The sequence below is a fragment of the Microcystis ichthyoblabe FBCC-A1114 genome (genome assembly GCF_050500245.1).
Taxonomy (GTDB): domain Bacteria; phylum Cyanobacteriota; class Cyanobacteriia; order Cyanobacteriales; family Microcystaceae; genus Microcystis; species Microcystis ichthyoblabe_A.
In genome coordinates this window covers 491,565-517,775 of record NZ_CP191408.1, presented here as the reverse complement: position 1 = coordinate 517,775, position 26,211 = coordinate 491,565, and the positions used below count along the sequence as shown (strand labels likewise).

The window sequence follows — 26,211 nt, the reverse complement described above, 5'->3', positions numbered from 1 at the left end:
TGTCGAAAGGTTTTGAGTATTCTGACATCGATTATTCTCCAAATCAGGATGCCGATATTACAACACAGCTTTCGGGAATTGTCTATATACTGATCATCATTCATGCCATCGCTAAAAGCGAGGGAAGAATGCTGACACTAGGTTAGAATTGCGGTAACGCACCATAAATTCTTATGCTTGGTTTTTGTCATTTTAATGGGCGGAGTCGGACTCGAACCGACATGAGGGGCTGCCTCGCCACATTTTGAGTGTGGTGCGTCTACCAATTTCGCCATTCGCCCTTGGCATTAGTTTTATCATTATAACCCATTTTTGGCCCCTTTAACAAATTGTGATAATCGGGGGAACTGGCCCAACGATCGATTTCTCGCGCACGCAGGACGGGGAGGGGATGGGTTAACTGTTGGGTTTGCAAACCCTTTAACATTTCGCCCATTTCCGAGGCACTGACGGCATCGTAGGACTTGGCCTGATCGATAAAAGCCTCTAAATTTAATAAAGGTGCGAGACTGGGGGAACCTCCGGCTAACTTCATTAACACCGACATGACGATTTTTGGGTCTTGAACTGCCAATAAAGCGGATCGATCGCAACTAAACTCGGCGCAGCGCACCCATGCTAACATTCTCTCCTGTAGGGATCGTGCTAACATTGTCCCCCAATTGGGCAGCAATCCCGCCGCTAGGACCATAATATTGGCTAAAGTCAGATAAACGCCGTGTTCACATTTGAGATGACCTAATTCGTGGGCGATTACCGCTTGAATTTCTGCGGGAGTCAGCATTTCAATTAGGGAAGTGTGCATCACCATAAACGGTTTTTTGCCGCGCATGGCGAAGGTATAAGCGTTAGGAACGGGGTTTTGTTGAATGTATAATTGAGGTGGTTCTAAGTCGAGAACTCGGCAAGCTTCTAGGAGGAGATTATGCAGGTCGGGTAATTGTTTTTCCCCCACCAAAACACTAGCAGCAATATTATTTAGGTAAAAGAATTCCTCAGCGACGGAACCTAACAAACTTCTCACGGCTATATCTAAACCGGGCAACTGTTTAAGGGAGTTAGTCGCCTCTAGGTCGATGGGATGCCGAAAATCATTGGCTTTTAAGCCTAGTAATAACTGTTTTGATAATTCCATATTCTTATTCATTTAACCAAACTTTGACGCGTTCTAAACTTTTCCAATCGGGTTTTCTAGCTAAACCATCGGCGATATTTTCATCCACTTCTTGGCGAACTTCTTTGTTTAAACTAACTAATTGTTGCACCAGTTCGATATGTTCTCTAACTCCGGCGGTTTTGGTTTCTAACATAGCCAAAACCAAATTGATCCGGTTTTGGGGGGAAACTTTATCGAGTTTAACGGCTTTTTGGGCGGCTTTTAGGGCTAATTCCGGTTTATCGGTGAGCATATATAACCAAGCCAAACAGGACCAAACGGCGGCATTTTTAGGAGTGCGATCGCTTAATTCTTTAAATTCTGGCAATAAACTGGCAGCGTTTTCTCCCTGTTGGTAGCGTTCTAAACCTTGTTCGAGGGTAAAATTGGCGATTTCTGTCATTTTCAGCTAGGGGGTTAATCAAGGAGCAAATCTAACGGTGATCGGCGTATTACACTGTTTTAGTACAATTTGCCTTTATTTAGTATTCTAGCAAAATTTGTCCCCTTGTCAGCAAAATTTTAAAAGACGATGCCGCGTTCTCGCCAGATCATCAATAGGCCACTCATCGAAACGAATAACATCACTGCTTGTTTAAATTGCTGGGGACTCATTTTTTCTAAAACTTTTTGTCCTAACCAATTGCCTGGCCAGGCTGCTAATCCTAACAATAAACCGTAACCAAGAAAAGGCAGATGTAAAACTCCAAAGGCTGCGTAGGCGATTAATTTGGCCACATGAACTACTACCATGTGAACGGATTTCGTTGCCACCATTGGTTCTTTAACTAGCCCATAGTTAATATAAAATAGGTTCATCATCGGGCCGGTACTACCGACTAATCCTGACAGGAAAGCGTAGATAAATCCCGAGGGCATAAAATACCAAGTTTTAATCTCAAAAAAAGGATTTTCTTGTTGGGGAAATAATTGTTTAAGCGAGGATAAAACCAGAAAAATTCCCAAAACTAGCGGCAACCATTTGAATTGTAAATGGGCAAACACAAAAGCGCCGAGGGTAGATCCCATAATTGCCCCGGGTAAATACCACACCGTCGAGGGCCAGTCAATGGCGCGCCAATACATTCCCATGCGTTGGACATTACCGATTAGCATCCCCGTGGTCAAAACCGGAGGAATGACGGCAGCATCGAGAAACCAACCTAAAACGGGGAGTAGAATCAGGGGGCTGCCCCCACCAGCAAGGGTACTAAAAAACCAAGCTAGACTACCTGCCAACATCAAGGTAACAATGATCATCGAGTTGTAAAGTTAATTCACAAAGAGTTACTTAATCTATTATGATATCTTCTTTGGGATCTTCATCAGTATAATGCCATTCCACATTCGGCATAGCCTCGAAAGCTTGCCGGACGTAATCCTCCCAGAGTTTCCGCATTTTGGCTAGGTAGGGATCTCCTAGACGCAATTGTAACTTATGACGTAGGCTTAGGCTATTAGCTTCATACATACTCAAATAGATAGGCGGTCCGACAGAAATATTCGATTTCATGGTCGAATCGATGGAAAGTAAGGCACATTTAGCCATTTCCTCTAGGGGTGTATCATAGGTAATGGTGCGATCGAGAATCGGTTTACCGTATTTAGTTTCACCTATCTGTAAAAAGGGCGTTTCTTTGGTGGCTTGAATATGATTTCCCTGGGAATAAATCAGGAATAATTGCGGGTCTTCTCCTTTAATTTGTCCCCCAAGAATAAAGTTACATTGGAAATCAATATTATCTTGTTCTAGCCAAGTCCTTTCCCTAGCTTGTACTTGACGACTTTTATCACCGATATAGTGGGCCATATCGTAGAGATGAGTCAGAGAATGGAGACTTTTATCCTCTTGATTGTGCAGATCTCTTTTTAGTTCGTGAATCACGCCTTGGCTAATCGATAAATTCCCCGATGTGCAGACCATAATTACCCTTTCTCCCGACACCGAAAAGTCAAATAATTTCCGATAGGCCGAGATATAATCGACTCCCGCATTCGTGCGAGAATCCGCCCCCATAACAATGCCAAAACGATTGATAATTCCTAAACAGTAAGTCATTTTCAGTTGTCAGTAATCAGTGAACAGTAATCAGTAATTAGTAAACAGTAAACAGTAATTAGTGAAGAGTGAAGAGTGAAGAGTGAGCGGTGAATAATATCATTTAAAGCTTAAAACTTAAAACTTAAAACTTTAATCTGATCACTAATCACTGATAACTAATCACTGATAACTAATCACTGATAACTGATAACTAATCACTGATAACTGATAACTGATAACTGATAACTGATAACTGAATTAAGCCATAACCATACCACCATCGACGTTAAAGACTTGACCAGTGATATAAATAGCGGCGGGATCTGCGGCTAAAAAACGCACCATGCCGGCGACTTCTTCCGGTTTTCCGTAACGGGAGAGGGGGATATATTTGAGAATTTCATCTGCTTTGAGGTCATGAGTCATATCAGTTTCAATAAAGCCAGGGGCCACGGCATTAACAGTGATGCCTCGACTGGCAAATTCCTTGGCTAAAGTTTTCGTTAAACCGATAACACCGGCTTTAGCGGCGCTGTAATTAGATTGACCAGGATTACCCATCAAACCAGATACAGAAGTGATGTTAATTATGCGGCCGCTTTTCTGTTTTAACATCAATTTACCGACGGCGCGAGTGCAGAGAAAAACCCCGGTTAAATTGAGATCGATGACCGCTTGCCAGTCTTCTAATTTCATTCTTAACATTAGCGTATCCCGGGCAATACCGGCATTATTAACTAAGACATCAATATGACCGAATTTTTGCTTGGTACTGTCCACTAAATTATCCACTTCTTCGCTTTTAGCCACATCTGCTTGTAGAGCTATTGCCTTTCCCCCGGCCGCGGTAATTTCTTCGACAACGGCATCGGCAGCACTACTAGATTTAGCATAGTTCACCACTACAGTAGCACCCTGGCTGGCTAATTCCAAGGCGATCGCTTTACCGATCCCTCGCGAGGCCCCGGTTACTATGGCTACTTTGTCTTGTAAATGCTGGCATTCTGCGGGTAATAGTTTCATAATTTTCTGCATTCCCCAAATAATCGTCAAATCTCAAGAGAAAACTTTGTACTGATAACTTTGCTCAAAACAATTCATTATCTCACAAGCGGGTTAATCTGACCGCAGCAATCCTCAATGGCGATCGCTCTGTCCCCACTTTCCTGTATAGTATCAGGGGGAATTGGCCGCCACTAATTGATCGAGTTGTTGCTGCATCAAATAACAGACTTTCTCATAACATTCGCGTACATAACGGCGGTCCCGGGCCGCTTTTTTGCCGTAACGTTCAAAAATAATTGGGGGACAAACCCGCGTCTGTATCGCTACGGGTAAGGGAATATTCGGCAAGGGACCGATAGCTAGTCCCCAGGGTAAACCGAAATAGATGGGACAGGTCCCGGGGTCAATACCGAAAGGCCAAGGCATACCCTTTTCATGTAATTCTTTTAATTGAGGATAAATATCGTCGAGGACAAACAGGGTCGAGTGAGCGCCGTGGGAGATGGCGGGAATAATCGGCACTTCGTACTGTAAAGCTAGTTTAACAAAAGCTTGATTACCGGCAAAATGAATTTTATTTCTTAAACTGTGGGGACGGAAAACATCCGTAGCACCTCCTGGATAAATTAGGACACTAGCGCCACTATCCAAGGCAGCGATCGCCATTTTCGGATGAGCATGAATAGCTCCCATTTGGGCCACTAGATGCGCTTGGGATGGAAAAAATCGCCAGACTCGCGAATCCATCAAACCATAGACTAAGCGATCGCTGCCAAAGCGTTGAAACCAATCATACATCATCATAAACATATCGGGAGCCGCTAAACCGCCGTTATGGGAGCCGATGAATAATACTTGTCCTGAGGGGGGAATATTTTCCCAACCATCGGTTTCGACGCGAAAATAATGGTGATAAAACCAATCCAGAAGGGGGACAAATTTTTCGATCACTTGCGGATCGCGATCCTCTAATGACCAACCAGTGAGGGTATCAACAGGGGCCTTGGCTGCTTGTAGGGATAATTCGGCAAAAGTCGCCGTAGATGAGACAAAAGAACTAAAAATCTGCATTGATGCCCAGTTGATAATTTAAGCGCATCTTAATTATCGCAAATTTCGGTTAAAAACCCCATCGTTTGAGAACGGCTTTCCTTGATGATTCTATCATCTTTAATGTCTAATCTTCACAGTTGAACCAATTTTTATCTAATAACTGTTCTAAACTGTAAGGGCATTCTGAGGGAAAATCGCCAGAAAAACCAGTTTTTTGTTGAACATAATCGAAAGCATCCTGATAGATTATCGGTAATTCCTCAGCTAAATAATTCTGTAAATTCGTCGTTAAATATTTTCTTAATTGCGTGCGAAAACTGATAATTTCTGCTCGCCAATGATTCCGATTTATTTCTGCTTCTGTTGTCCAATAGTGTAAAAGTAATAAATGCCTGATCACTTGTTCAAGTAAGCTACTGACTCGGTTTTTATCTCTTTTACTCAAGCTTTCTAATTCCTCAATTAAATGGATTACATCTAATTCATCTAAGCGATTTTCCTTGAGGATTTTTATTGTTTCCTCTAACCAAAGGTGTTGATCAATTTCGTAAAGTAGGGGCAGGGTTTCTCCTCCCTCTACTTGCCAGGGATTCTGATTTAAAGTTTTCATTGGGTTGTTGGCGGTTTTTAATAGGAAATAAGCACCCTCATATATATATTAGGCCACTTTCTCCTAATTTTGATAGTGACACGGGAAAAATCACCGCGCAGGCACCCCATACAAATTCTGACATACCATATCATTCCAAGGACAAGGGTTCTTGACACAGTCAGGCAAGTTCAGATATCGTTGCAGGGATGAGATGGTATTTTGTAGTTTCGATATTTTTGCACTTATTTCGTCCATCTTTTTATTGATTGAAATCAGCTGTTGTCCAGCATATTCATACTCACGTTTTATTTCCTGGTCTTTAGGATGTCGTCTTCCACCGTTTTCGCGAGGATATACAACTGTATAACGCACAAACAATGGATATAATCTCCTCCTCTCCTCCTGCCAGTCCGAGAATTTCTTCTCCAGTTCTTTTATTCTATCTTCTAGCTGTTTTATTTCCCGTTCGATCCCCTCAATTTGATAAGTAATTTGTTTTCTTTCTCCCGGTTCCAAGCACCGTTTTGATTGAGCCAAAATAATCTGGTTAATTGGTTCAGCTTTAGCATTGTTACCGAACAAGAGCAGAGGAGTCGTTGCTAAAGGGATTTTTAAAAGGATCAATGTCTACGACATTGATCCTTTTAAAATTTTTTGAATTTTCATTAGTTTCACGGTTAGTCCGTTATTTCAATTCAAAAAAGATGATTTATCTACAGCTAAGTGTTAATAATCACTAGCTGTGGTAATTGTAACACAGACAGACACCAAAGACAACTACTATAAAATAACTTTACATTTCTTTTATCACTTTTGGAAAATGCTATGCTTGTAGATAACTGAACTTCCCCCCATACATATATACTATAATAGCCGAAAACCCTTATCCATCAATGGATACGCCCCTTAACTTTTCTTAATGTACCCATGTAATTTGTAACATTTCTTAATGGACAAGAATTCTCTCTATTTGCTAGAATGATAGCCATGTATATAGAAAAAGTTCCTAACCGTAATTCCCCCCCCGCCGTTCTTCTTCGGGAGTCCTACCGAGAAGGAGATCAAGTCAAAAAAAGAACCCTGGCCAATCTCTCAAAATTACCCGATGATATTATCGACAATCTGAAACTGGCTCTTAAAGGCGCAACACTGTCCATGACTGAAGGCATTCCCAATCATTTTGAAGTGATTAGAAGTCTTCCTCATGGTCATGTAATGGCTATTTTAGAGACGATTAAAAAATTAGGTTTAGATAAAATAATCAGTGAAAAATCCTCACGAATCAGAAACTTAGTGGTGGCGATGATTGTGGCAAGAATCATCAATCCTAAATCGAAACTAGCCACAGCGAGAGGGTTTAATAGCGAGACTTGTAGTCAGAGTTTAGGACAATTGTTAGACTTAGAGAAAGCCGATGAAGACGAATTATATAACGCCTTAGATTGGTTATTAGAAAAACAAGAGAAAATTGAGAAGCACCTAGCAATTAAACACTTAGAATCAGGAACATTAGTCTTGTATGATGTCACTTCTACCTACCTAGAAGGAAATGGTTGTGAACTGGGAAAATATGGTTATAACCGAGATAAAAAGAAAGGGAAAACTCAGATAGTTTTTGGTCTGCTCTGTTCAGCCAAGGGTTGTCCGATAGCGGTAGAAGTATTTGAAGGAAACACTTCAGACGGTGCTACTTTAAGCGGACAAATTGAGAAAGTCAGAAAGGGTTGGGTGATTGAGAATGTGGTCTGGGTAAGCGATAGAGGAATTTTAACTAACTCGAAAATCAACGAATTAGTAAAACCCATAGAAGGATTAGACTATATTACTGGTTTAACTAAGCCTCAAATTCGGAAACTGGCTGAGGTAGAAGTGATTCAATTAGGATTATTTGATCAGGTAAACTTGGTGGAATTTGAGAGTGAAGATTATCCCGATGAAAGATTAATTGCTTGTCGGAATCCCTTAATCGCCCAGAAAAATCAACTACAAAGAGAGGCATTATTAGAAGCGGTAGAGAAGGAACTAGATTTGATTGTTCAGGCGACTCAAAGGGAGAAAAGAGCTTTAAAGGGTCAAGATAAGATAGCTTTGAGAGTGGGCAAGGTTCTTAATCAGTTTAAGGTCAATAAATACTATAACTTAGAGATAACAGAGGAAGGCTTTTCTTATCAGCGTCAGCGGGAATTAATCGCTCAAGAAACGGCTTTGGATGGTGTGTATGTGTTAAGAACTTCTCTGGAGTCAACTTTGATGGATGCAGCGACGACGGTTAAAGCTTATAAAAGTTTGTCTCAAGTGGAGGAGGCATTTCGCTGTTATAAGTCAATTGATTTAAAGGTACGTCCTATCTATCATTATAAGGGTGATAGAGTCAAAGCTCATATCTTTTTATGTATGTTGGCTTATTATGTGGAATGGCATTTAAAACAGTGCTTGGCTCCTTTGTTATTTGAGGATGAAGAAATTGATGATGGTTCTCTGAATGTGATTAAAGCCAATCGGAGTGAATCCGCTCAGTCTAAAGAGAGAAAAAAACGGAATCAAGAGAACCTCCCTGTGCATAGCTTTCGGACTTTGTTGGAAGACCTGGGGACAATTTGCTTGAATACAGTGGAATGTACGATTAGGGAGGGAAGTTATCGTTTTTCTAAGATAACTCGACCGACCCAACTGCAACAAAAAGCGTTAGATTTATTGGGAGTTTCCCTGATTTGTACCCAGTAACGGGGCGGCGGAAATTCTCTTAATCCCTCCTACAGCATAGGTTATGGCCTTTTGTCAACGGGGAAGTCCAGATATATTACCACGCCTGACTATATCTGACTATATTTGTATTGAAACTTTACAATACTAAATCCGGTTATTAAAAACTGATTATTTATTCCCCCTTTTGCATGAGTGCCTCTCCTGATAAGTAGCCTATACTCAACGGATTTAGCATAGGGTTTGCTGAATAATGGTAAAACCCTTTTAAAATAAGGCTTTTGACCTGTTAAAATCCGATGTTCATGCTGCGAAAATCGGATTGGGACTCTCAAAAACCTTGCATTATCCTTCCTTCTTATAATACATATATTGGTACAAAAAGAGAGGGCAACAAAGCCTGAAACTCCCGACTCCTGACGACCGGCTACTGACTCCTGACTCCTTAACCCGACCAACAAACTTTTTCAGCACACCCTAGTATAAAGGCTGTAGGCTGGAGAAACCTGACTCGATCTATGAGCGTCAGCTATGCCATGAAAAGAACGATTTCCCGGATTGTCTGGATACTTCTCTCCCTAGCAGCGATCGCTCTAGCGGTTTTTCTGTTCAGTCCGCGGCCTGTGGAAGAAGCCAAGGCTGACTACTGGATCATGAGTCGGTTAGCGGTCAATCAACCGGGCTATTTTCCCCTAAAGCAATCCCTCGATCCGCGATGGTATCGCCCGATCGCCCCCTGGATCGGTCGCCTGATTTTGCCAAAACCGGAGGAATATTCCGCCACACCGGGGGAAGATTGGACTTGGTTGCAGGTTTACCAAGCACCCCAGCCGGATTTAGTCGGTCAAAAAGTTCGTTTAGGTTGGCGGCAATCCCCGGCACTGGCTCGATATTTAGGACTGGTTACTAAGGATATTCGCTTCACCCCGGAGGCGATCGAGAGTGAAAAACAGGGAAATATCCTACCGACTCGCTTGAATGGTCGTTCAGGGGTCGGACCACTGCAAGCGCTCGCCGGATCGCGACCGCTCGATGATGTGGTGGTCAGCTTTCCCGATGCAGAAATCGGGGAAACGTCATTACAAGTGGAGCGAATGCCCTTGATCGTTACTGGGCGCTTTGTGGCATTGGTGAAAATTATCGGCGAAGCTCCCCCCCGAACCTCCAGCGACATCCCCAAGGTTTGCCCCGGTTCACCCCCCTGTGGCAGCGAACTTTTCCGAGTGCAACACTATAACCGCGACAGTGGAAAATTCGACGGCAGCTCGGAAGTGATCCGCATTCCCCAACAACCCTTAGTTTCTGGAGGACGTTTTATCTCGACCCCTCGACAGTTAGCAGCAGCAAGCGAAGGAAAGGAGGGCTGGTATATCTACGGGGCGCAGGGACGGGATAACCTCTTTACCGTTCAAGCAATCAAACCTCGATCGCTGTTTCAACTGCAGCCGACGGAAACCCTGACTGGGCTGCGATCGGGCCAAGATTACATCGCCCGTGGCACTTGGAACGATACCCCCGCCCGCAAAGGAACCGCCAGTCGGGTAACAGTCCTGCCGGAGGGTGAAAAAAAATCATGGAAAGAGGGCGATAAAGGCATAGGAATTCATCTCTTCGGGGGAATCGGCGGTAAAAAAGGCGAATCAATACAATTGGCAACGGTAACAGGTCATTTTTCCTATTTTCTCTACGAAGTGATTCGGGATGCCCAGACGGGAGAGCTGCAGTGGCAGCTCGATTACGATCAGGTGTATGCACACAATCCCCAGGGGATTTTATCGGGATATCAGAGTTGGGCGAACTATACGGGTAGTTTAGAGCGGGGATGGCTTAATTCCCGACCCCTATCCGATGCGATCGTAAAATTAGACCTCTTGGAGGATTACAACTTTGGCGGGGTTTCTCTGTCCCCCCTGACAGAATTCCGCAAGCAGTTAGAGATCATGATGGCTCGCTACCGGATCGGGGACGGGACCGGGGTTTCTAGCGTTACTCCTGCGACTTCCTGCGTGCAGGACTCGAATCAGGCCCTTTATATCACGATCGCTACCCTGCGCCACCAGTTTGAAACCGATCCGCAGATCGCCGCTTGGTTGACAACCCATGCCGATGACCCAGAAACTTTGCGTTTTCAACGTTTGGGACAATTGGGCGATCGTTTGGAACGGGTATTAGCTCCCCGGGGGGTGATCCGGGCTGATTGGCGGCAAAACGCCGAAATTCTCGCCGGTATCACCGATAGTCGCGGAAAAGGCTTGATTCGGGAAAATACACTGGCCAACGCTCTACTAAGCTGGCGATCGATGTTACCGCGAGGCAGCAATGATGTGATCGGTGAGATTTTCTTGCGGTCAGGAGCTACTCTCTGGTTCCTCCGTACTAATCAGGTCGGGGGAGCGATGCCGGAGATTTTACCCCTCGCACCGACCAAGTTATTCGGGGAAATGCCGATGATCGCGCCGATGCTCCGTCGCAGCCTGGGAGCGATCGTGCTGCCCCTTACCGGTCGGGATTGGGGGGTGACGGCGATTGGATTGGGATTATACGGTGCGATCGCCTTAACTATCGGTTTCTGGTCGGGTTTTTTACGTTGGCGCTCCCCCGAACGGAGACCGTTAGAGATACTGAAAATGCTCGTCTTTTGTTTTTTCTCCCCGGCATTGTGGGAGGAATTCGTCTTTCGGGTGCTGTTAATTCCCCATCCCGAAACGGCAACTTCCACTGCTAACCTGATCCTCTCTGCTCTGGTCAGCATCACGCTTTTTACCGTCTATCATCCCCTCAATGCAATTATTTTTTACAAAAAGGGCAATCCGACTTTTTTTCAGCCTATTTTCTTGATTTTAGCGGCTTTATTGGGATTAACTTGCACTGTTGTCTATTGGCTGACCGGTTCTCTCTGGACGATCTCGGTGGTGCATTGGTTAGTGGTGGTGGTTTGGTTGCTGTTTTTGAACGGTCTATCTCGACTGACACGGCGATCGAAGCGTGGCAGTTTTTAATCTTGTCTCGATCGGACAATACCTTAGCTTACTGCCAAGAACTCTATCAACAGGGAGAGAAAATGGAGAAATGGGCGGATTGAGAATTACAGTATGTAGAGCGGAGTGGAAAAATCGGAGGGAAGATGCGAACAATGGATAGGTTAATGACCGGGGAGTACCGACGACTATCTCAGAAAACGGCAATTTGGGTGGCAACTTTGTGGGGATGCCTCTGTCCAGGATTAGCGATCGCCGGAGTTCCCAATGGAACTTGGCTTTCTCAACCTCAAATTCGGTTTTATTCCTCCACTAATACCCTCGGCCAGGTCATGAAAGACATCCAAAGCCAAAACTATAAGGTGGTCTTCCTGGATTTTCGGGGGGTGTCCGATGAGGTACAGAGGCGGGTGACTTGGGAGGCGCGAGAGTACAAGTTAATGCCGGTGGTCTGGGTTCAGTCGCCCCAGTATCGTTCCCTGACCGTCGCCGGACTGATCCACGAGGCTCGCCATGGCGATGGGATTCAGGTCGATGACCATTTTTTTGCCCATTATTCGGAGGAGGAGTTCCAGTCTCTAGATTTTCAGTACCAGAAACCGATTTTTTGCAGCATTCAGCCATTTCAGGCGGATTTAGTCAAGCGCGGTCGGTGCAATCAGCTTGACGTTCAATGTTATGCCACCCAAAATTTTCAGAACTGTATCGCCCTGGCCCAAAGACTCGGTGCGGTGGTGAGTTTGTCGGAGCGAGATACTTTTAGATATAGAGAGCAACTGGGAGCGCGGCCTTTCAACGTTTTTTTATGGCCTTACAACTATTTTCCGCCCACAACAAAAAATCTCTTTCATGCGGTGATTACCTTTCTGGGGGAGCATTATGGGGTGGGAAAGGTGACGGCTAAGATTATTCACCCCAGACCTTTTTAGCTGAAATGATTTATCGAGTATTAAGTAGGTAGGCGTTAAAAGTTGTCAGATGCCCCCCTTATCAAGGGGGGCAGGGGGGATCGGCACCCCCCTTATCAAGGGGGGCAGGGGGGATCGAACCTAAAATCCATTTTTAATTTAATTATAACCAGCTACTTAACACAGAACAATTACAGATTAGATAAACCAATTTTCAATCATTAAACCCTTAAAATCTTTAAAATCATCAACATTATTGGTAACTAAACTCAAATTGTTTGTAAAAGCAATAGACGCTATTTGACCATCAACAAAAGCAGGACTTTTACCGACTTTAGACAGCCTTGACCTTTCCCGTGCGTGATATTGGGCTGATTTTAAGTCATAATCGAATAAAGGTAGATTGGCTAAAATAACGTTATTTACATAATCCTCTAAGTCTTGGCGTTTTTTAGACAGAGGAAGTCGAAAACAACCAAATAATAGCTCATGGATTACCAGAGTAGCTGTGGCTATTTCCCGTTTAGATAATCTTAGCTTCGTCATGACCTTCTGATTCGGGTGAGGTCGTTTAGCCTCTGACAAAATATTAGTATCTAGCAAATATTTGAGAGTCATAAACGAACATCTCTCCCCGTTGAATTGTCGCGTAAATTATCAAAAGTATCATCATCAAGACTTGCCAAATCTACTCTTTGCCTAAAATCTTGCAAGGTTGACCAAAAATCATTAACCTCTCTAATTTCCACTAATACCTCTTCATTATCAGGAAAATCAACTTCCTCTAATAACTCAATATTTTTGCCTTTTTTAATTCCTTTAACTAACATAATATCAACTCCTTCTAAGCTTAACTAGCTACCAGCAAAAATTCTTTCATCAATAAAATTATAGCACTTAATAGAATAATTTACGAGAGAGCCAAAAATATGAGATGCACCCGATAAATAACCACTGAATGGATAGGTTTATGGGGATAGCGTCAATAGAGTCTGGTGGCATAATCTAGCATTCTACAGGGAATATCTTCCTTAGGGTCGGTTTGGAACTTTTTAACACCCTATCCCCAAAAATAACAAAAAGAGTTTTATTCGGGAAAGGGTATATCTAAACTCATTTGTTGTCCTTGGGTTTCCCTTTGTTTTTCGGCAGCTTTCAGGACTTCAAAGGTGAGGATAACATCGAGACGTTTTTTCTGTTCAAGGATTTCTTGTACCGTCACAATCTCAATTTTATCCACACTTTGACTCATGTAACGACCGCGATAAATTCCCGCAGATTTGGCTGTTTGAACCATATCTTTGCTAGGGGGTTTCAAGGTGATAAATATACCCAGGGCTGCCCCTTGTAGTGTCATAGTTCCCTGTAGATCTCTGATGTCTCCTGATTTGACATTACCAGATTTTACTTGAAAAATAATTTTCTCCCGATTGTCTTTATCTCCCTGAAAATAGGCAATAGCATCGATTCCTTTATCTGCCCCTTTTTTGTCATTAATCACAGCCCGGTTATTACTATAGGTTAAAACCGCCCATTTCTCAAATTCTTTGCGGGTACGATCATCGGGTTTAGTGGCTAATGCTTTGGCTGATTCTATATCTTTGGGAATACCATTCAGTTCAATTTTATCTAAAACATTTTTACCAAAGGAGTCCTCTAATCGCTTTAACATTAAGCTAATACTCTGATAGGTTATATCAATTCCAATCCAGTTTCTCTCTAATCTCTCTGCTACAGCGATAGTCGTTCCACACCCACAATAGGCATCTAAAATTATGTCTCCTTTATTACTACTTGCTTTGATTATTCTTTCTAACAATGCCTCCGGTTTTTGTGTGGGATATCCTAATCTTTCAGATGCTTGTGAGTTAATTGGAGGAATATCATTCCATAAATTTGTCAGTGGTACTCCAGGCATTTCTTCTAAATACTGCTTTAATCTAGGAGTACCATTTCTTGTGTAATATAATTTATTTTGTTCTTCGTATTTCTGCATTGTTTCTATAGGGCATCTCCACAGCTTTTTAATTCCTTTCCAATCATAGTTATAACCACCACCTGACAGTCCACCAGCAGTCAAATCTCTATCTAAAAATCTTCCTTTGCCATCTTGATGCTTATAATATTTTTTCAGATATTCTTCTGAATATGGCTTAAATTGTTGATTAAACATCAAAATTCGCTTGGAATATAAAAAAATAACATCAGTGGTATTAGCAAAAGTCTTGGAATCTGAATGAGCAGATGTTCTTTCCCAAGTAATTTCAGCAATATAATCACCCCCCTGAGAGCAAAAAATAGTATCTAAAACTATTTTTAAATAATGACTAGCAGTAGGATCGCAGTGGAGATAAAAGCTACCGGTAGATTTTAAAACTCGATGGATTTCCACGATCCTCAGAGTCATACTCACCAGATAAGCGAGAAGACTACCTTTACCTAAAACTTTGGTTAAACCGTCAATTAAATCGATAGTCTGACTGGTAAATTTACCTTGATAGTTGCTTTGAATTTCTTCTAAAGCTTCGTTAGCGTGATTATCCCATGTCCAGGTATCTACAAACGCTTGTGCTTGTGCTTGATCTTCCTTGCCTAAGTTGTTATAAATTTGGTTGTAATTGCGTTTAGAATTAAAGGGTGGATCGATATAACAAAGATCGATCGATTCATCTTTGATATATTTCCGCAGCACTTCTAGGTTATCACCGTAGTATAGTTTATTGACCATAGAGATTGGGGGGATTGACTGCATTCTCAATTGTATTATTATTCCCCCTTAAAGAGGACGAATGCAATCGCTCCAGAGAATAATATGATTGTACCAATAGTAGAAGCGCATCATGTGCGCTCAAAATTTAATTTTCTTAAGTCTATCTTGCCTGAAAATGAGGGGGTCGCAGGCAGGCACGGATTCCTATTATATAAATAAGTATATGTCAAGTGCTGGGATTTTGTCAAGAGGAATTAAGTAGCTGGTTATAATTAAATTAAAAATGGATTTTAGGTTTGATCCCCCCTTAGTCCCCCCTTGATAAGGGGGGTGCCGATAGGCGGGGGGATCCCCCTTGATAAGGGGGGTTTGATCCCCCCTGCCCCCCTTGATAAGGGGGGTGCCGATAGGCGGGGGGATCCCCCTTGATAAGGGGGGTTTGATCCCCCCTGCCCCCCTTGATAAGGGGGGTGCCGATAGGCGGGGGGATCCCCCTTGATAAGGGGGGTTTGATCCCCCCTGCCCCCCTTGATAAGGGGGGTGCCGATAGGCGGGGGGATCCCCCTTGATAAGGGGGGTAATCTGACAGTTTTTAATACCTAACTACTTAGCAATCCCCAACTAATCAAGGATTACTCAGGATACTGACCCGGACTTTTTCGCCATTTTGCAAAGGTTTACTACTATTAACGACGAAACGCTCCCCCGGTTCAAGTCCGGTGATAATTTCTACTTGACCGTCGAGCGCTTGACCGAGACGAACGGGACGTTTTTGCACTTGCGAGTTAGACTCGGAAAGGACGAAAATGGCTGGGGATTCCCCCTGACTGACAATTGCTGTTTCGGGGACAATCACCTGAGGGGCAGAATTATTATTAAACCGCACCCGGGCCAATAATCCCCCTTTAATTAAACCATCCCCATTGGGTAGAGTAATCTCCACGGGAATCCGCCGGGCCGTGCCTTGGCTGAGGGGAAAAATCCTGTTGATGCGACCGGAAAAATTTCTCTCACCGAAAGCATCAAGGCTGACATTAACCGTTTGTCCTAAATTAATCGTTTTTAAATCCAATTCCGATAATAATACTACTACCTTGACCTGTTGAAAATCACCAATTTTGAGGACTTCATCGCCGATACTGACTAAATCCCCCGGCTCTTTTAGTTTTTCGATAACTATCCCCGTCGCCGGTGATTTAAGAATAGCGTAGGCCTGACGTTGTTGTTCCTGAGCGATGACCGATTTTTGGGCGGCAATTCTGCCGATAATTGCCGCCACCACCTGTTCCTCGACTTTAATTCTCGATCTCGCGCTATTAACGGCTTTTAAAGCCACTGCCGCCGTGGTTTGGGCTGTTTCGCCCTGTTGCAGGGGAATCGCTCCTTCTAGGGCTAATTTTTGCAGGCGCTCGCCATCATTTTTGGCCTGTTGGTATTGTAGTTGTAGGCGCTCCACTTCAATTTCAGCGTTACTGACTTCAATTCTCGCCCGGGCTAATTCCGCTTCTAGGGCGGACAGGGCGGCTTTTTCTTGCCGGACAACGGTGGCAAGGAGACGATCATCAACATGAGCGAGGATTTGTCCTAATTGCACCTCATCTCCCACATCGACGACGAGATTAAGTAACTGACCGGTGGCTTGCGATCGCAGAGAAACTACTTTTAAAGGTCGGGTAGTTCCCGTGTAATCGAGATTGCGTCCGATGGTTGCCAGTTTAGCGGTGGTGACGTTGACGGTAGTAGTACGGGCCGCTGGTGACGGTGGTTGGGTTTCGGTCCCGGGAGAACAACTCGCGCTTAAGGATAAAATAACCAGAGCGGAAAGGATAATCGGAGTCGATCCCATGGCGATAATCTTGCTAGAAAGCTGCTTTTGAGTCGATGGTCGCTTATTCCTCGTCCCAAGCTTCTACCGCTACCACTTCGCTGAGAGGGTCTTGCATGGAGAAACCGAAATCGAGCAGCTCTTGCTTCCAGTATCCCCACTCATCTCCGTATAAAAGAGCCAGTTTCCAGATACTATCGCTAGGTTTGACTACTTTTGCATCTATCCACTTGCTAGCCTTGCGTTGAAACTTCACCATCGGGTGAGCTACAGCTTGTTTGGTCATAAATTCAATTGCTATGAATACTTCGGATTTTGCGCTTCCCGACTAAACTAACTCAAGACTAAGACTTTTGCCATTACAAAGGAGCGAGAAGCGCGTTTATTAACTTACTTTTACACCATATCTGTGGTTTTGGGCAAGTCTTTTTAACCAAAAGTACGGTAATTACTACTATAGATTAGTATAACCGGAGGCCACAATCATGGAACCGATGCCTCGATCGGTGAAAATTTCCAGTAAAAGGGCGTGGGGAAGACGACCATCGATAATATGAGCGGCCTGAACTCCCTGAGCCAGCGATCGCACACAGCAGCCAACTTTGGGAATCATCCCGCCGGCAACGATACCTTTTTGAATCAACTCCCGGGCTTGTTGGATATCTAATTTAGCCAATAAAGTGGAAGGATCCTTGTAATTCTCTAAAATTCCGGCTGTATCGGTCATCAAAATCAGTTTAGCCGCCCCTAAAGCCGCCGCTATTTCTCCGGCTACCGTATCGGCATTGATATTATGAGCTTGGCCGGTTTCATCGGCGGCCACACTAGAAATCACGGGAATATAGCCACTATTGACCAAGGATTCGACGACGCTAGTATCGACACTGCTCACTTCTCCCACAAAACCAATGCCCTCTTTACCCACGGGACGAGCAGTGATCAGACTACCATCCTTACCGCATAATCCTACCGCTTTACCGCCGGCTTGATTGATCAGGGCCACAATTTCTTTATTGACGCGCCCCACCAGCACCATTTCTACCACATCCATGGTGGCGGCATCGGTGACGCGTAAACCGTCTTTAAATTGGGGTTCAATGCCCAATTTATCCAGCCAACTATTGATTTCAGGACCGCCACCGTGGACAATCACGGGACGAACCCCCACACAGGAGAGAAAAACGATATCTCGCATGACCGTGTCTTTGATATCGCTGTTATTCATGGCCGCACCACCGTATTTAACCACGACAGTACGACCGCGAAATTCTTGTATATAGGGTAGGGCTTCGCTGAGGATTTTCACCCGTTGGGCATCGTTTTCCTGGATATTATTATTCATGCGTTTTTTTACCTGTCTGATTCAGTGACCAGTTTAGCGGTTTCGGGTTTGACAAAAACTGTTCACCTTGAACGGATTGCTAGAAAGTCTTAGAACTACAGAATTTTTCGACACAACGGACAAAAATCTCGACTCCCATGGTTAACACCGATTCATCAAAATCAAAACGGGGATGATGGTGGGGATAGGCTAATCCTAATTCGGGATTGGCGGATCCCAAGAAGAAATAACAGCCCGGTACTTCCTGTAAAAAGAAGGACATATCTTCCCCTCCCATGGTTTGACATTCGGGAACGATTCCGGCTGGGGTTTCCACCACTTGTGCGGCGATGGAGCGCACTAATTCCGCCATCCGATCATGATTGATTACCGGGGGATACAATTGCCAGTAATCGAATTGATAACTGGCCCCGTGACTTTGACAGATGCCCGCGATAATTTCTTCCATCCGTTGTCGGAAATAGCCCCCTAACTGGGGATTGAAATAGCGCACCGTCCCACTGAGATTAGCACTATCGGCGATCACGTTTCTAGCGCTTCCCGCCGCTAATTTACCCACAGTCACCACGGCGGCATCGAGGGGGTTAAGGTTGCGGGCGACGATGGTTTGCAAGGCGTTGACGATTTGGGCCGCCACCAGTAGTGAATCGACGGTTTGATGGGGAATTGCCCCGTGGCCTCCCCGGCCTTGAATCTGGAGATCGAAACATTCCACCGCCGCCATTAAAGGACCATTTTTTACGCCCACTGTCCCTAAAGGCAGATTATTCCAGAGGTGTAGCCCGATAATTCCCTCCACGTCGGGATTTTTCAGCACTCCCGCTTCGATCATCGGTTTCGCCCCCCCCGGCCCCTCTTCGGCGGGTTGGAAAATAATTTTTACTATCCCCTTGACATCGTGACGGTTTTGTGCTAGGTAAACTGCTGTACCGAGGGCGATCGCTGTGTGACCATCGTGACCACAGGCGTGCATTTGGCCCGGATGTTGGGAACGATAGGGGACTTGGTTTTCTTCGGCGATCGGTAGTGCATCCATATCAGCCCGCAGGGCTAAAACTGGCCCCGGTTGACTGCCTGCGATGGTGGCGACAATTCCGGTGCCGGCGATACCGGTTTGATGGTCAATTCCGTATTTAGTCAGGGTTTGACTGATTAAGGAGGCGGTGAGATGTTCTTGAAAGCCTAGTTCTGGTTTTTGGTGTATTTGTCGGCGCCAGTGGACTAATTGCGGCTGTAGAGAACGAATAGCAAGGCGAATTTGAGGGCAATTTAAGCTATTGGGGACAGGAAAGGAGGAAATCATCGGGTTCGGACGGCTAGTTTTTTTGATCACTGGTTTCTAGTTTAACTTCAGGAGACAGGGGACAGGAGACAGCTTTGTTCTCCCCACAGCCCACACCCTTCTTTACAAAACTTCATCGTAATTTGAGCGCCGGAAAGGGCAATCCTTGGGCAATAGGGGAAGGGAAAGCGGGAAAATATAAAAAAAAGCTTAAATTTTCTATCTTGCTGCCCTTTATACCCTTAAAGCCTTGCTGTCTCTGATTTCCTGACGGTGAGAGGCTTTGAGCCATGTCAGGAATTGATGACCAACTCGATCGAGTCATTGTTAAGTGACCGTTACAAAAAGACAGCAAAAAACTTAATAATATGTAACAAACAAAGTTTCGACAGCAGTGTATAAATTTAACTTGAGGGGCCAAGATAACAGACAAAAGTTAAGCTGGATACTTGTTTAACCTCCTTAGGTGATTTATGAGAGAGCAGTGAAGTTTTTTCAGGTTTCTTAAAGTAAATCGCAACAATCACGGTCAAGGCTCGTCCAGACTCACCGTGAAATCCCTTAAGAGGGAAAATTTTAATTGCAAGCAAATCCCATTTAAATTTAGGAGATTGTCACAATGTTTGACGCATTCACCCGGGTAGTATCCCAAGCTGATGCTCGTGGCGAATATTTAAGCTCTTCGCAACTAGACGCTCTCAGCGCCATGGTTGCCGACAGCAACAAACGGATGGACTCTGTTAACCGGATCACCAGTAACGCTTCCACCATCGTTGCCAACGCCGCTCGTAGCCTGTTCGCTGAACAGCCCCAACTGATCACCCCCGGTGGTAATGCCTACACCAGCCGTCGTATGGCCGCTTGCTTACGCGACATGGAAATCATCTTGCGCTATGTTACCTACGCTACCTTCTCTGGCGACGGCAGTGTTCTCGATGATCGTTGCTTAAATGGTCTGCGCGAAACCTATGTAGCTTTGGGAGTACCAGGAGCTTCCGTAGCTGCTGGCGTAAGCAAAATGAAAGAAGCTGCTTTATCCATTGCTAACGATCGCAACGGTATCACCCCCGGCGATTGCAGTGCTTTAATGTCTGAAATTGCCAGCTACTTCGACCGCGCCGCCGCTGCTGTCGCCTAGTCCCTGGGGCTAGTCTCAATTAAACCGTAGGAAACTTATTGCAAGATTATTGGGAGATACCAAAAAATGAAAACCCCCCTTACCGAAGCCGTAGCAGCCGCTGATTCTCAAGGTCGTTTCTTAAGCAGCACCGAAATCCAAACTGCTTTCGGTCGTTTTCGTCAAGCTTCTGCTGGCCTCAGCGCCGCTAAAGTGTTGACCGAAAAAGCCAATTCTTTGATCTCTGGCGCTGCTCAAGCTGTGTACAACAAGTACCCCTACACCACCCAAATGCAAGGGGCTAACTTTGCGGCGGACCAACGCGGTAAAGAAAAATGCGCTCGTGACATCGGTTACTACCTCCGCATGGTGACCTACTGCTTAGTTGCTGGTGGAACCGGTCCGATGGACGAGTACCTCATCGCTGGTATCGACGAAATCAACCGCACCTTCGACCTGTCTCCTAGCTGGTACATCGAAGCTCTCAAATATATCAAAGCCAACCATGGTTTAAGTGGCGACCCTGCGGTAGAAGCCAACTCCTATATCGACTACGCTATCAACGCTCTCAGCTAGTCCAATCGAAAAAACTGCTGGTCTGGAAAGACAGGAGGTTGTTAGCAAAAGGGTTAGCAATCACCTGTTCTTCCAGACCTTGTTATATCCATCGTCAAGGCGGCCAGGTAATCGAACTGATCCTCCCCTAGTTTTGAGGGGTCAGAAAATGATCATTTTTTTGTAGGAGAACTTTAGTGGCAATTACTACCTCAGCTTCCCGTTTAGGGACAACCGCTTTTAGCGAGGTTGCTCCCGTGGAATTACGTCCCGATTGGTCCCGTGACGACGCACAGGCGGTTATTCGCGCCGTCTATCGTCAGGTGCTAGGCAATGACTATATCATGCGTTCCGAGCGCCTTACCAGTGCCGAATCCTTACTCTGCAACGGTTCGATCACCGTGCGGGAATTCGTCCGCGCCGTGGCCAAATCGGAACTGTATAAGAACAAATTCTTCTACGGTAACTTCCAAACCCGCGTCATCGAACTTAATATCAAACATCTTTTAGGTCGCGCTCCCTACGATGAGTCGGAAGTGGTCTATCACCTCGATCTCTACGAAAACAAAGGATTCGAGGCCGATATCGACTCCTACATCGATTCCGCCGAATATACCGAAAACTTCGGCGATAGTATTGTTCCCTACTATCGTGGTTTTGCCAGCCAACCCGGTCAAAAAACCGTGGGATTTACCCGGATGTTCCAACTCTATCGCGGTTATGCCAACAGCGATCGCTCTCAGATTGCCGGCAAAACCTCCCGTTTAGCGGTGGAATTAGCTCAAAACGGTGCTTCGGCAGTAGTCGGTCCCTCCGGTGGCAGCGATGGTTGGGCCTATCGTCCCTCTGCTCAACGCAACACCCCCAGTAAAGCTCTGGGTGGTAGTGTGGCCTATGGTGATGTGGGTAAGCTCTATCGCGTGGAAATTGCCGCTATTAGCAAACCGGGTTATCCCCGTGTCCGTCGCAGTAGCAAAGCGATTATCGTCCCCTTTGAACAGTTAAATAACACCCTGCAACAGATCAACCGTCTCGGTGGCAAAGTTGCCAGCATCACCCCCGCTAGTTTGAACTAATTTTCTAGCTTAAGATAACTAAAAGTCTCCCGGGCAGCCGTCAGGTTCACCGGGAGACTTCTTTCTAGGGAACTGACAGAAATTGAACCTCAGCAGATCGAGCAAACCTGTAGAATGAAAATAGTTCTATCGTTTTAATGCCTGTGACTGTCACTTCGATCGCTTTTGACTCTATCGATACTGCCTTAGCGGAAATCAAAGCCGGACGGGCTATTGTAGTAGTTGATGATGAGAATCGCGAAAATGAAGGAGATCTAATCTGTGCGGCCCAATTTGCCACCCCCGATCTGATTAACTTCATGGCAGTGCAAGCTCGCGGTTTAATCTGTCTGGCAATGACGGGAGAGCGTCTTGATGCTCTCGAATTACCCTTGATGGTGACAAAAAACACCGATAGCAATCAAACCGCTTTTACTGTTAGCATCGATGCTGCTCCCCACTTAGGGGTTAAAACTGGCATTTCAGCAGAAGATCGGGCGAAAACCGTACAAGTTGCCATTAATCCAGTCACTCGTCCCGACGATCTCACCCGTCCCGGTCATGTCTTCCCGATTCGTGCTAAAGCCGGTGGAGTCTTAAAACGCGCCGGTCATACGGAGGCAGCCGTGGATCTAGCTCGGTTAGCCGGGTTGTATCCGGCGGGAGTTATCTGTGAGATACAAAATCCCGATGGTTCCATGGCCCGTTTACCGCAACTATTTGAATACGCTCGTCAACATAATTTAAAGTTAATCAGCATTGCCGATCTGATCAGTTATCGCTTAAAACACGATCGCTTTGTCCATCGGGAAACAGTCTGTGATTTTCCCAGTCAATTCGGCACTTTTCAGCTTTATGCCTACCGAAATTTATTAGATCAAACCGAACACATCGCTATTGTGAAAGGCGATCCCGCTCTCTTTGATGATCAACCTGTAATGGTACGAATGCACTCAGAATGCCTGACTGGGGATGCTTTGGGATCCTTGCGTTGCGATTGTCGGCAACAGTTACAAAGTGCCTTAAAAATGATTGAAAACAACGGTTTAGGGGTGGTGGTTTACCTGCGACAGGAAGGCCGGGGAATTGGTTTAATTAATAAGCTAAAAGCCTATTCTTTACAGGATATAGGACTAGATACGGTGGAAGCCAACGAAAGGTTAGGATTTCCCGCCGATTTGCGCGATTACGGCATGGGAGCGCAAATGCTCAACGATTTGGGGGTGAGAAATATTCGTTTAATTACCAATAATCCGCGTAAAATTGCCGGATTAAAAGGCTATGGTTTGGAAATAGTCGAGCGAGTACCTTTGCTGATCGAGGCTAATGATTATAATTCCAATTATTTGGCCACAAAAGCGGAAAAGTTAGGGCATCTATTCCTACAAACCTATCTAGTCACCATCGCTCTCAGTTGGGGGGAAAATCCGCCGTCAATTTCGCAAAGATATCATCAATTGGAGAAATTACGGCAGTTAAGTCGCGCTAATCAATTATCTCTCCAAGAAGAAACCCGACCGGTAGCCAATGCCCTTTTTGATCGCGCCCCTTTGATCGTACATTTAGGTTTAGATATTCGTCAGGGTGTCAGCAGTAATTGGTATAAAAATCCTTCCCATCCTTATCTTCTGGTTATTGACAAGATATTAAATGACATTAAAGATTGGTCGGAAATTGAACGCTTAGAATTTTTAATTTCCGACGGAGACGATTCGATGACGGGATTACAAATGAAACTCGATCGTCAAAAAATGTCCGATGAAGATTTCTCACAATTACCACAATTAGCTACCCAAATTATCTACAGTTTTACTCGTGATTCAGCAAAAAATTAGTTTTCTATGACCAGAAAAGAGCGTAACAGTTATAATTAAACAAAGCTAGTGTAACGGGGAAAACCTATGACAACTCTCGACATTTTACCGGAAGTTACCTGTCCCCCCACCGATTTATGGAGTGATGAACCACCCTTGGAAAGTGATCTACATCTACAACAAATTACAATTCTGATCGGTTGTTTAGAAAGGTTATGGCAACAAAGAACTAATTACTACGCTTCGGGTAATCTTACCATCTACTATAACGAAGAACAACTAAAAAAACGTGATTTTTGTGGTCCTGATTTTTTTGTGGTTTTAGATACAGAAAAACGTCCCCGCAAAAGTTGGGTGGTTTGGGGAGAAGGGGGTAAATATCCCAATGTGATCGTGGAAATTCTCTCCCCATCCACTGCTAATATTGATCGCAATAAAAAGAAAAATCTCTATCAAAATACCTTTCGGACTCCTAACTATTTCTGGTTTGATCCTGAAAGTTTAGAACTGCAAGGATTTAGATTAATTGCGGGACAATATCAGGCTATTGCTGCTAATGAAAACGGCTATTTATGGAGTGAACAGTTAGAACTATATTTAGGCATATTTGACCGTAAATTGCGTTATTTTACCGTCGATGGTCAATTGGTTCCCACTCCCCAAGAAGCTGAATTAGAGCAAAGACAAGCAAAGGAACAGATTTTTTTAGAAAAGGAACAGGAACGAAAGGCAAAAGAACAGGCTATTTTAGAAAAAGAACAAGCTATCTTGGAAAGGGAAAGATTAGCCCAAAAATTACGAGAATTGGGCATTGATCCCGAAACTATCTGATTGATCAATATCTCTAAGTAGTTAGGTGTTAAAAATTGTCAGTTTCCCCCCTTATTAAGGGGGGATCAAGGGGGGATCAAAGACAAAATTTATCTTCTATTTAATAGGTAATTCCTATCCTAGAAATGGTGGTAATTTAACCTTATTTTTCCTGTCTTTCTAAGGCTAATTGTACCAACTTATCGACCAATTTATCAAACTCTAAACCGGTGGCTTTCCAGAGTTGGGGATACATACTAAAATTAGTAAACCCCGGCAGAGTATTAATTTCATTGAGAAACACTTCCCCAGTCTTTTCCACATAGAAAAAATCCACCCGCGACAATCCCGCAGCATCCACAGCTTTAAATGCTTCTACAGCCATTTCTCGCACTTGATTAGCAATTTTATCGGGAATATTAGCGGGAATCACCATACTCGATCGCCCATCAGTATATTTAGTTTCATAGTCATAAAAATCACTATCAAAAGTAATTTCTCCCACCAAAGAAGCTTGGGGATTATCATTACCTAAAACCGCACATTCGATCTCCCTTGCGGTTACTCCTGCTTCAACAATAATCCGTCGATCATAACTAGCAGCACTATCTAAAGCAGCCTCTAATTCTTGCCGGTTGCGTGCTTTACTAATACCCACCGAAGAACCTAAATTAGCCGGTTTAATAAAACAAGGATAACCTATTTCCTCGGCGATTTGATCGCACAATTGCGGAAAAACACAGGCATTTGACCACACTTGCGAGCGGGTTATGGCCTTATACTTAACTTGGGGTAATCCAGCGGCTGCAAAAGCAGTTTTCATGGCAATTTTATCCATGCCTAGGCATGAACCCAGTACCCCACTACCCACAAAAGCAACCCGCATGAGAGTGAGTAATCCTTGTAAAGTGCCATCTTCTCCATTCGGTCCGTGGAGAATTGGAAACCAGACCTCAATTTCGCTCACTTCTGGAGGAAATTGCCAGATATTGACTTTTATATTACTCTCAATAGCTAGGGGTTGCCCAGAGGTTAAAATTTGTCTAGCAGTTGCTGCCGAATGCCAACAGCCATTTTTATCGATATAGAAGGGGATAACGGCGTATTTGTCAAGATTTTCGGGGTAATTAAAAGCTTGCAGGATCGATCGAGCCGAATTGATAGATACCTCGTGTTCTCCCGATCGACCACCAAACAACAATCCTACCTTGATCTTATCCATATTATCCTCTCTAGACCCAGCTAGATCCTAAATTAGAGTTCAA

At 44.4% G+C, this 26,211-nt stretch carries 25 protein-coding genes and 1 tRNA gene; 8 read left to right on the top strand and 18 right to left on the bottom strand.

Annotated elements, in window-relative coordinates:
• Positions 1 to 196: 196 nt before the first annotated feature.
• The 9 genes from ACQY1Y_RS02440 to ACQY1Y_RS02400 all read right to left on the bottom strand — a co-directional run bounded on the left by ACQY1Y_RS02440 (position 197) and on the right by ACQY1Y_RS02400 (position 6,471).
• Positions 197 to 281 (bottom strand) — tRNA-Leu (locus ACQY1Y_RS02440).
• The gene (locus ACQY1Y_RS02435) at positions 260 to 1,147 is read right to left on the bottom strand and encodes a M48 family metallopeptidase (RefSeq protein ID WP_002754507.1); all 888 of its coding nucleotides are present in this window, start codon (positions 1,145 to 1,147) and stop codon (positions 260 to 262) included. Before ACQY1Y_RS02435 ends, ACQY1Y_RS02440 begins: the two co-directional genes overlap by 22 nt.
• The gene (locus ACQY1Y_RS02430; RefSeq protein WP_430013894.1) at positions 1,140 to 1,559 is read right to left on the bottom strand and encodes a tetratricopeptide repeat protein; all 420 of its coding nucleotides are present in this window, start codon (positions 1,557 to 1,559) and stop codon (positions 1,140 to 1,142) included. Before ACQY1Y_RS02430 ends, ACQY1Y_RS02435 begins: the two co-directional genes overlap by 8 nt.
• A gap of 119 nt (positions 1,560 to 1,678) precedes the next feature.
• On the bottom strand, positions 1,679 to 2,416 hold the full coding sequence (locus ACQY1Y_RS02425; RefSeq protein WP_002735178.1) for a sulfite exporter TauE/SafE family protein: 738 nt from the start codon (positions 2,414 to 2,416) through the stop codon (positions 1,679 to 1,681).
• Positions 2,417 to 2,447: 31 nt separating this feature from the next.
• Entirely contained in the window at positions 2,448 to 3,215 is a 768-nt protein-coding gene (locus ACQY1Y_RS02420; RefSeq protein WP_002737281.1) for a UDP-N-acetylglucosamine--N-acetylmuramyl-(Pentapeptide), read from the bottom strand.
• A 240-nt stretch (positions 3,216 to 3,455) separates the two neighbouring features.
• A complete protein-coding gene (gene fabG / locus ACQY1Y_RS02415; RefSeq protein ID WP_002775997.1) occupies positions 3,456 to 4,232 on the bottom strand; it encodes a 3-oxoacyl-[acyl-carrier-protein] reductase in 777 nt (258 codons plus the stop codon).
• A gap of 141 nt (positions 4,233 to 4,373) precedes the next feature.
• Positions 4,374 to 5,273, bottom strand: coding sequence for a lysophospholipid acyltransferase family protein (locus ACQY1Y_RS02410; RefSeq protein ID WP_002737483.1), 900 nt, complete (start codon positions 5,271 to 5,273; stop codon positions 4,374 to 4,376).
• A 106-nt stretch (positions 5,274 to 5,379) separates the two neighbouring features.
• Positions 5,380 to 5,865, bottom strand: coding sequence for a DUF29 domain-containing protein (locus ACQY1Y_RS02405; RefSeq protein WP_002737591.1), 486 nt, complete (start codon positions 5,863 to 5,865; stop codon positions 5,380 to 5,382).
• Positions 5,866 to 5,955: 90 nt separating this feature from the next.
• Positions 5,956 to 6,471, bottom strand: a complete 516-nt coding sequence (locus ACQY1Y_RS02400) for a hypothetical protein (RefSeq protein ID WP_069475255.1) — start codon at positions 6,469 to 6,471, stop codon at positions 5,956 to 5,958.
• A 363-nt stretch (positions 6,472 to 6,834) separates the two neighbouring features.
• Here ACQY1Y_RS02400 and ACQY1Y_RS02395 point away from each other — a divergent pair, with 363 nt between their 5' ends.
• The 3 genes from ACQY1Y_RS02395 to ACQY1Y_RS02385 all read left to right on the top strand — a co-directional run bounded on the left by ACQY1Y_RS02395 (position 6,835) and on the right by ACQY1Y_RS02385 (position 12,457).
• Positions 6,835 to 8,571 carry an IS1634 family transposase gene (locus ACQY1Y_RS02395; protein WP_430014635.1) on the top strand — a complete coding sequence of 579 codons (1,737 nt, stop codon included), beginning with the start codon at positions 6,835 to 6,837 and terminating at the stop codon, positions 8,569 to 8,571.
• A gap of 497 nt (positions 8,572 to 9,068) precedes the next feature.
• A complete protein-coding gene (locus tag ACQY1Y_RS02390; RefSeq protein ID WP_430013893.1) occupies positions 9,069 to 11,549 on the top strand; it encodes a CPBP family glutamic-type intramembrane protease in 2,481 nt (826 codons plus the stop codon).
• A gap of 134 nt (positions 11,550 to 11,683) precedes the next feature.
• Positions 11,684 to 12,457 (top strand): hypothetical protein, encoded by a 774-nt coding sequence (locus ACQY1Y_RS02385; RefSeq protein ID WP_430013892.1) that lies wholly within the window; start codon positions 11,684 to 11,686, stop codon positions 12,455 to 12,457.
• Between the two features lie 177 nt (positions 12,458 to 12,634).
• Here ACQY1Y_RS02385 and ACQY1Y_RS02380 read toward each other — a convergent pair whose 3' ends face one another.
• From ACQY1Y_RS02380 to ACQY1Y_RS02345, 8 genes are all read right to left on the bottom strand, one after another.
• Positions 12,635 to 13,054, bottom strand: coding sequence for a type II toxin-antitoxin system VapC family toxin (locus ACQY1Y_RS02380; protein ID WP_002736619.1), 420 nt, complete (start codon positions 13,052 to 13,054; stop codon positions 12,635 to 12,637).
• Positions 13,051 to 13,266 (bottom strand): hypothetical protein, encoded by a 216-nt coding sequence (locus ACQY1Y_RS02375; RefSeq protein ID WP_002736470.1) that lies wholly within the window; start codon positions 13,264 to 13,266, stop codon positions 13,051 to 13,053. The genes ACQY1Y_RS02380 and ACQY1Y_RS02375 overlap by 4 nt, the downstream gene beginning before the upstream one ends.
• Before the next feature lie 257 nt (positions 13,267 to 13,523).
• On the bottom strand, positions 13,524 to 15,164 hold the full coding sequence (locus tag ACQY1Y_RS02370) for a DNA methyltransferase (protein ID WP_430013891.1): 1,641 nt from the start codon (positions 15,162 to 15,164) through the stop codon (positions 13,524 to 13,526).
• A 607-nt stretch (positions 15,165 to 15,771) separates the two neighbouring features.
• The gene (locus tag ACQY1Y_RS02365) at positions 15,772 to 16,992 is read right to left on the bottom strand and encodes an efflux RND transporter periplasmic adaptor subunit (protein ID WP_430013890.1); all 1,221 of its coding nucleotides are present in this window, start codon (positions 16,990 to 16,992) and stop codon (positions 15,772 to 15,774) included.
• Between the two features lie 43 nt (positions 16,993 to 17,035).
• Positions 17,036 to 17,257, bottom strand: coding sequence for a DUF4327 family protein (locus ACQY1Y_RS02360; RefSeq protein ID WP_002749922.1), 222 nt, complete (start codon positions 17,255 to 17,257; stop codon positions 17,036 to 17,038).
• A 168-nt stretch (positions 17,258 to 17,425) separates the two neighbouring features.
• Positions 17,426 to 18,313, bottom strand: coding sequence for an acetylglutamate kinase (gene argB, locus ACQY1Y_RS02355; protein ID WP_272105005.1), 888 nt, complete (start codon positions 18,311 to 18,313; stop codon positions 17,426 to 17,428).
• 79 nt (positions 18,314 to 18,392) lie between these two features.
• Positions 18,393 to 19,616 (bottom strand): M20 family metallopeptidase, encoded by a 1,224-nt coding sequence (locus ACQY1Y_RS02350; RefSeq protein WP_002793688.1) that lies wholly within the window; start codon positions 19,614 to 19,616, stop codon positions 18,393 to 18,395.
• Positions 19,617 to 19,728: 112 nt separating this feature from the next.
• Positions 19,729 to 19,920 (bottom strand): hypothetical protein, encoded by a 192-nt coding sequence (locus ACQY1Y_RS02345; protein ID WP_133158939.1) that lies wholly within the window; start codon positions 19,918 to 19,920, stop codon positions 19,729 to 19,731.
• A 294-nt stretch (positions 19,921 to 20,214) separates the two neighbouring features.
• Between ACQY1Y_RS02345 and ACQY1Y_RS02340 the strand changes: the two genes are divergently transcribed.
• The 5 genes from ACQY1Y_RS02340 (at position 20,215) to ACQY1Y_RS02320 (ending at position 24,967) form a co-directional block, all read left to right on the top strand.
• Entirely contained in the window at positions 20,215 to 20,733 is a 519-nt protein-coding gene (locus tag ACQY1Y_RS02340; protein WP_002735500.1) for a phycocyanin subunit beta, read from the top strand.
• A gap of 66 nt (positions 20,734 to 20,799) precedes the next feature.
• Positions 20,800 to 21,288, top strand: a complete 489-nt coding sequence (gene cpcA, locus ACQY1Y_RS02335; RefSeq protein ID WP_002736555.1) for a phycocyanin subunit alpha — start codon at positions 20,800 to 20,802, stop codon at positions 21,286 to 21,288.
• 176 nt (positions 21,289 to 21,464) lie between these two features.
• Positions 21,465 to 22,343, top strand: coding sequence for a phycobilisome linker polypeptide (locus tag ACQY1Y_RS02330; RefSeq protein ID WP_002736362.1), 879 nt, complete (start codon positions 21,465 to 21,467; stop codon positions 22,341 to 22,343).
• A gap of 137 nt (positions 22,344 to 22,480) precedes the next feature.
• Positions 22,481 to 24,157 carry a bifunctional 3,4-dihydroxy-2-butanone-4-phosphate synthase/GTP cyclohydrolase II gene (gene ribBA, locus ACQY1Y_RS02325; RefSeq protein WP_103113197.1) on the top strand — a complete coding sequence of 559 codons (1,677 nt, stop codon included), beginning with the start codon at positions 22,481 to 22,483 and terminating at the stop codon, positions 24,155 to 24,157.
• A 66-nt stretch (positions 24,158 to 24,223) separates the two neighbouring features.
• Positions 24,224 to 24,967 carry a Uma2 family endonuclease gene (locus ACQY1Y_RS02320; protein WP_002775607.1) on the top strand — a complete coding sequence of 248 codons (744 nt, stop codon included), beginning with the start codon at positions 24,224 to 24,226 and terminating at the stop codon, positions 24,965 to 24,967.
• A 142-nt stretch (positions 24,968 to 25,109) separates the two neighbouring features.
• On the opposite strand, the gene ACQY1Y_RS02315 is transcribed toward ACQY1Y_RS02320, so the two are convergent.
• Positions 25,110 to 26,168 carry a D-alanine--D-alanine ligase family protein gene (locus ACQY1Y_RS02315; RefSeq protein ID WP_430013889.1) on the bottom strand — a complete coding sequence of 353 codons (1,059 nt, stop codon included), beginning with the start codon at positions 26,166 to 26,168 and terminating at the stop codon, positions 25,110 to 25,112.
• Positions 26,169 to 26,211 lie beyond the last annotated feature (43 nt).

Excerpts from the sequence above, each read along its gene's own strand:
- ACQY1Y_RS02435 (WP_002754507.1), bottom strand. The coding sequence starts at position 1,147 with ATGAATAAGAATATGGAATTATCAAAACAGTTATTACTAGGCTTAAAA.
- ACQY1Y_RS02430 (WP_430013894.1), bottom strand. The coding sequence starts at position 1,559 with ATGACAGAAATCGCCAATTTTACCCTCGAACAAGGTTTAGAACGCTAC.
- ACQY1Y_RS02425 (WP_002735178.1), bottom strand. The coding sequence starts at position 2,416 with ATGATCATTGTTACCTTGATGTTGGCAGGTAGTCTAGCTTGGTTTTTT.
- ACQY1Y_RS02420 (WP_002737281.1), bottom strand. The coding sequence starts at position 3,215 with ATGACTTACTGTTTAGGAATTATCAATCGTTTTGGCATTGTTATGGGG.
- fabG (WP_002775997.1), bottom strand. The coding sequence starts at position 4,232 with ATGCAGAAAATTATGAAACTATTACCCGCAGAATGCCAGCATTTACAA.
- ACQY1Y_RS02410 (WP_002737483.1), bottom strand. The coding sequence starts at position 5,273 with ATGCAGATTTTTAGTTCTTTTGTCTCATCTACGGCGACTTTTGCCGAA.
- ACQY1Y_RS02405 (WP_002737591.1), bottom strand. The coding sequence starts at position 5,865 with ATGAAAACTTTAAATCAGAATCCCTGGCAAGTAGAGGGAGGAGAAACC.
- ACQY1Y_RS02395 (WP_430014635.1), top strand. The coding sequence starts at position 6,835 with ATGTATATAGAAAAAGTTCCTAACCGTAATTCCCCCCCCGCCGTTCTT.
- ACQY1Y_RS02390 (WP_430013893.1), top strand. The coding sequence starts at position 9,069 with ATGAGCGTCAGCTATGCCATGAAAAGAACGATTTCCCGGATTGTCTGG.
- ACQY1Y_RS02385 (WP_430013892.1), top strand. The coding sequence starts at position 11,684 with ATGGATAGGTTAATGACCGGGGAGTACCGACGACTATCTCAGAAAACG.
- ACQY1Y_RS02380 (WP_002736619.1), bottom strand. The coding sequence starts at position 13,054 with ATGACTCTCAAATATTTGCTAGATACTAATATTTTGTCAGAGGCTAAA.
- ACQY1Y_RS02375 (WP_002736470.1), bottom strand. The coding sequence starts at position 13,266 with ATGTTAGTTAAAGGAATTAAAAAAGGCAAAAATATTGAGTTATTAGAG.
- ACQY1Y_RS02370 (WP_430013891.1), bottom strand. The coding sequence starts at position 15,164 with ATGGTCAATAAACTATACTACGGTGATAACCTAGAAGTGCTGCGGAAA.
- ACQY1Y_RS02365 (WP_430013890.1), bottom strand. The coding sequence starts at position 16,992 with ATGGGATCGACTCCGATTATCCTTTCCGCTCTGGTTATTTTATCCTTA.
- ACQY1Y_RS02360 (WP_002749922.1), bottom strand. The coding sequence starts at position 17,257 with ATGACCAAACAAGCTGTAGCTCACCCGATGGTGAAGTTTCAACGCAAG.
- argB (WP_272105005.1), bottom strand. The coding sequence starts at position 18,313 with ATGAATAATAATATCCAGGAAAACGATGCCCAACGGGTGAAAATCCTC.
- ACQY1Y_RS02350 (WP_002793688.1), bottom strand. The coding sequence starts at position 19,616 with ATGATTTCCTCCTTTCCTGTCCCCAATAGCTTAAATTGCCCTCAAATT.
- ACQY1Y_RS02345 (WP_133158939.1), bottom strand. The coding sequence starts at position 19,920 with ATGACTCGATCGAGTTGGTCATCAATTCCTGACATGGCTCAAAGCCTC.
- ACQY1Y_RS02340 (WP_002735500.1), top strand. The coding sequence starts at position 20,215 with ATGTTTGACGCATTCACCCGGGTAGTATCCCAAGCTGATGCTCGTGGC.
- cpcA (WP_002736555.1), top strand. The coding sequence starts at position 20,800 with ATGAAAACCCCCCTTACCGAAGCCGTAGCAGCCGCTGATTCTCAAGGT.
- ribBA (WP_103113197.1), top strand. The coding sequence starts at position 22,481 with ATGCCTGTGACTGTCACTTCGATCGCTTTTGACTCTATCGATACTGCC.
- ACQY1Y_RS02320 (WP_002775607.1), top strand. The coding sequence starts at position 24,224 with ATGACAACTCTCGACATTTTACCGGAAGTTACCTGTCCCCCCACCGAT.
- ACQY1Y_RS02315 (WP_430013889.1), bottom strand. The coding sequence starts at position 26,168 with ATGGATAAGATCAAGGTAGGATTGTTGTTTGGTGGTCGATCGGGAGAA.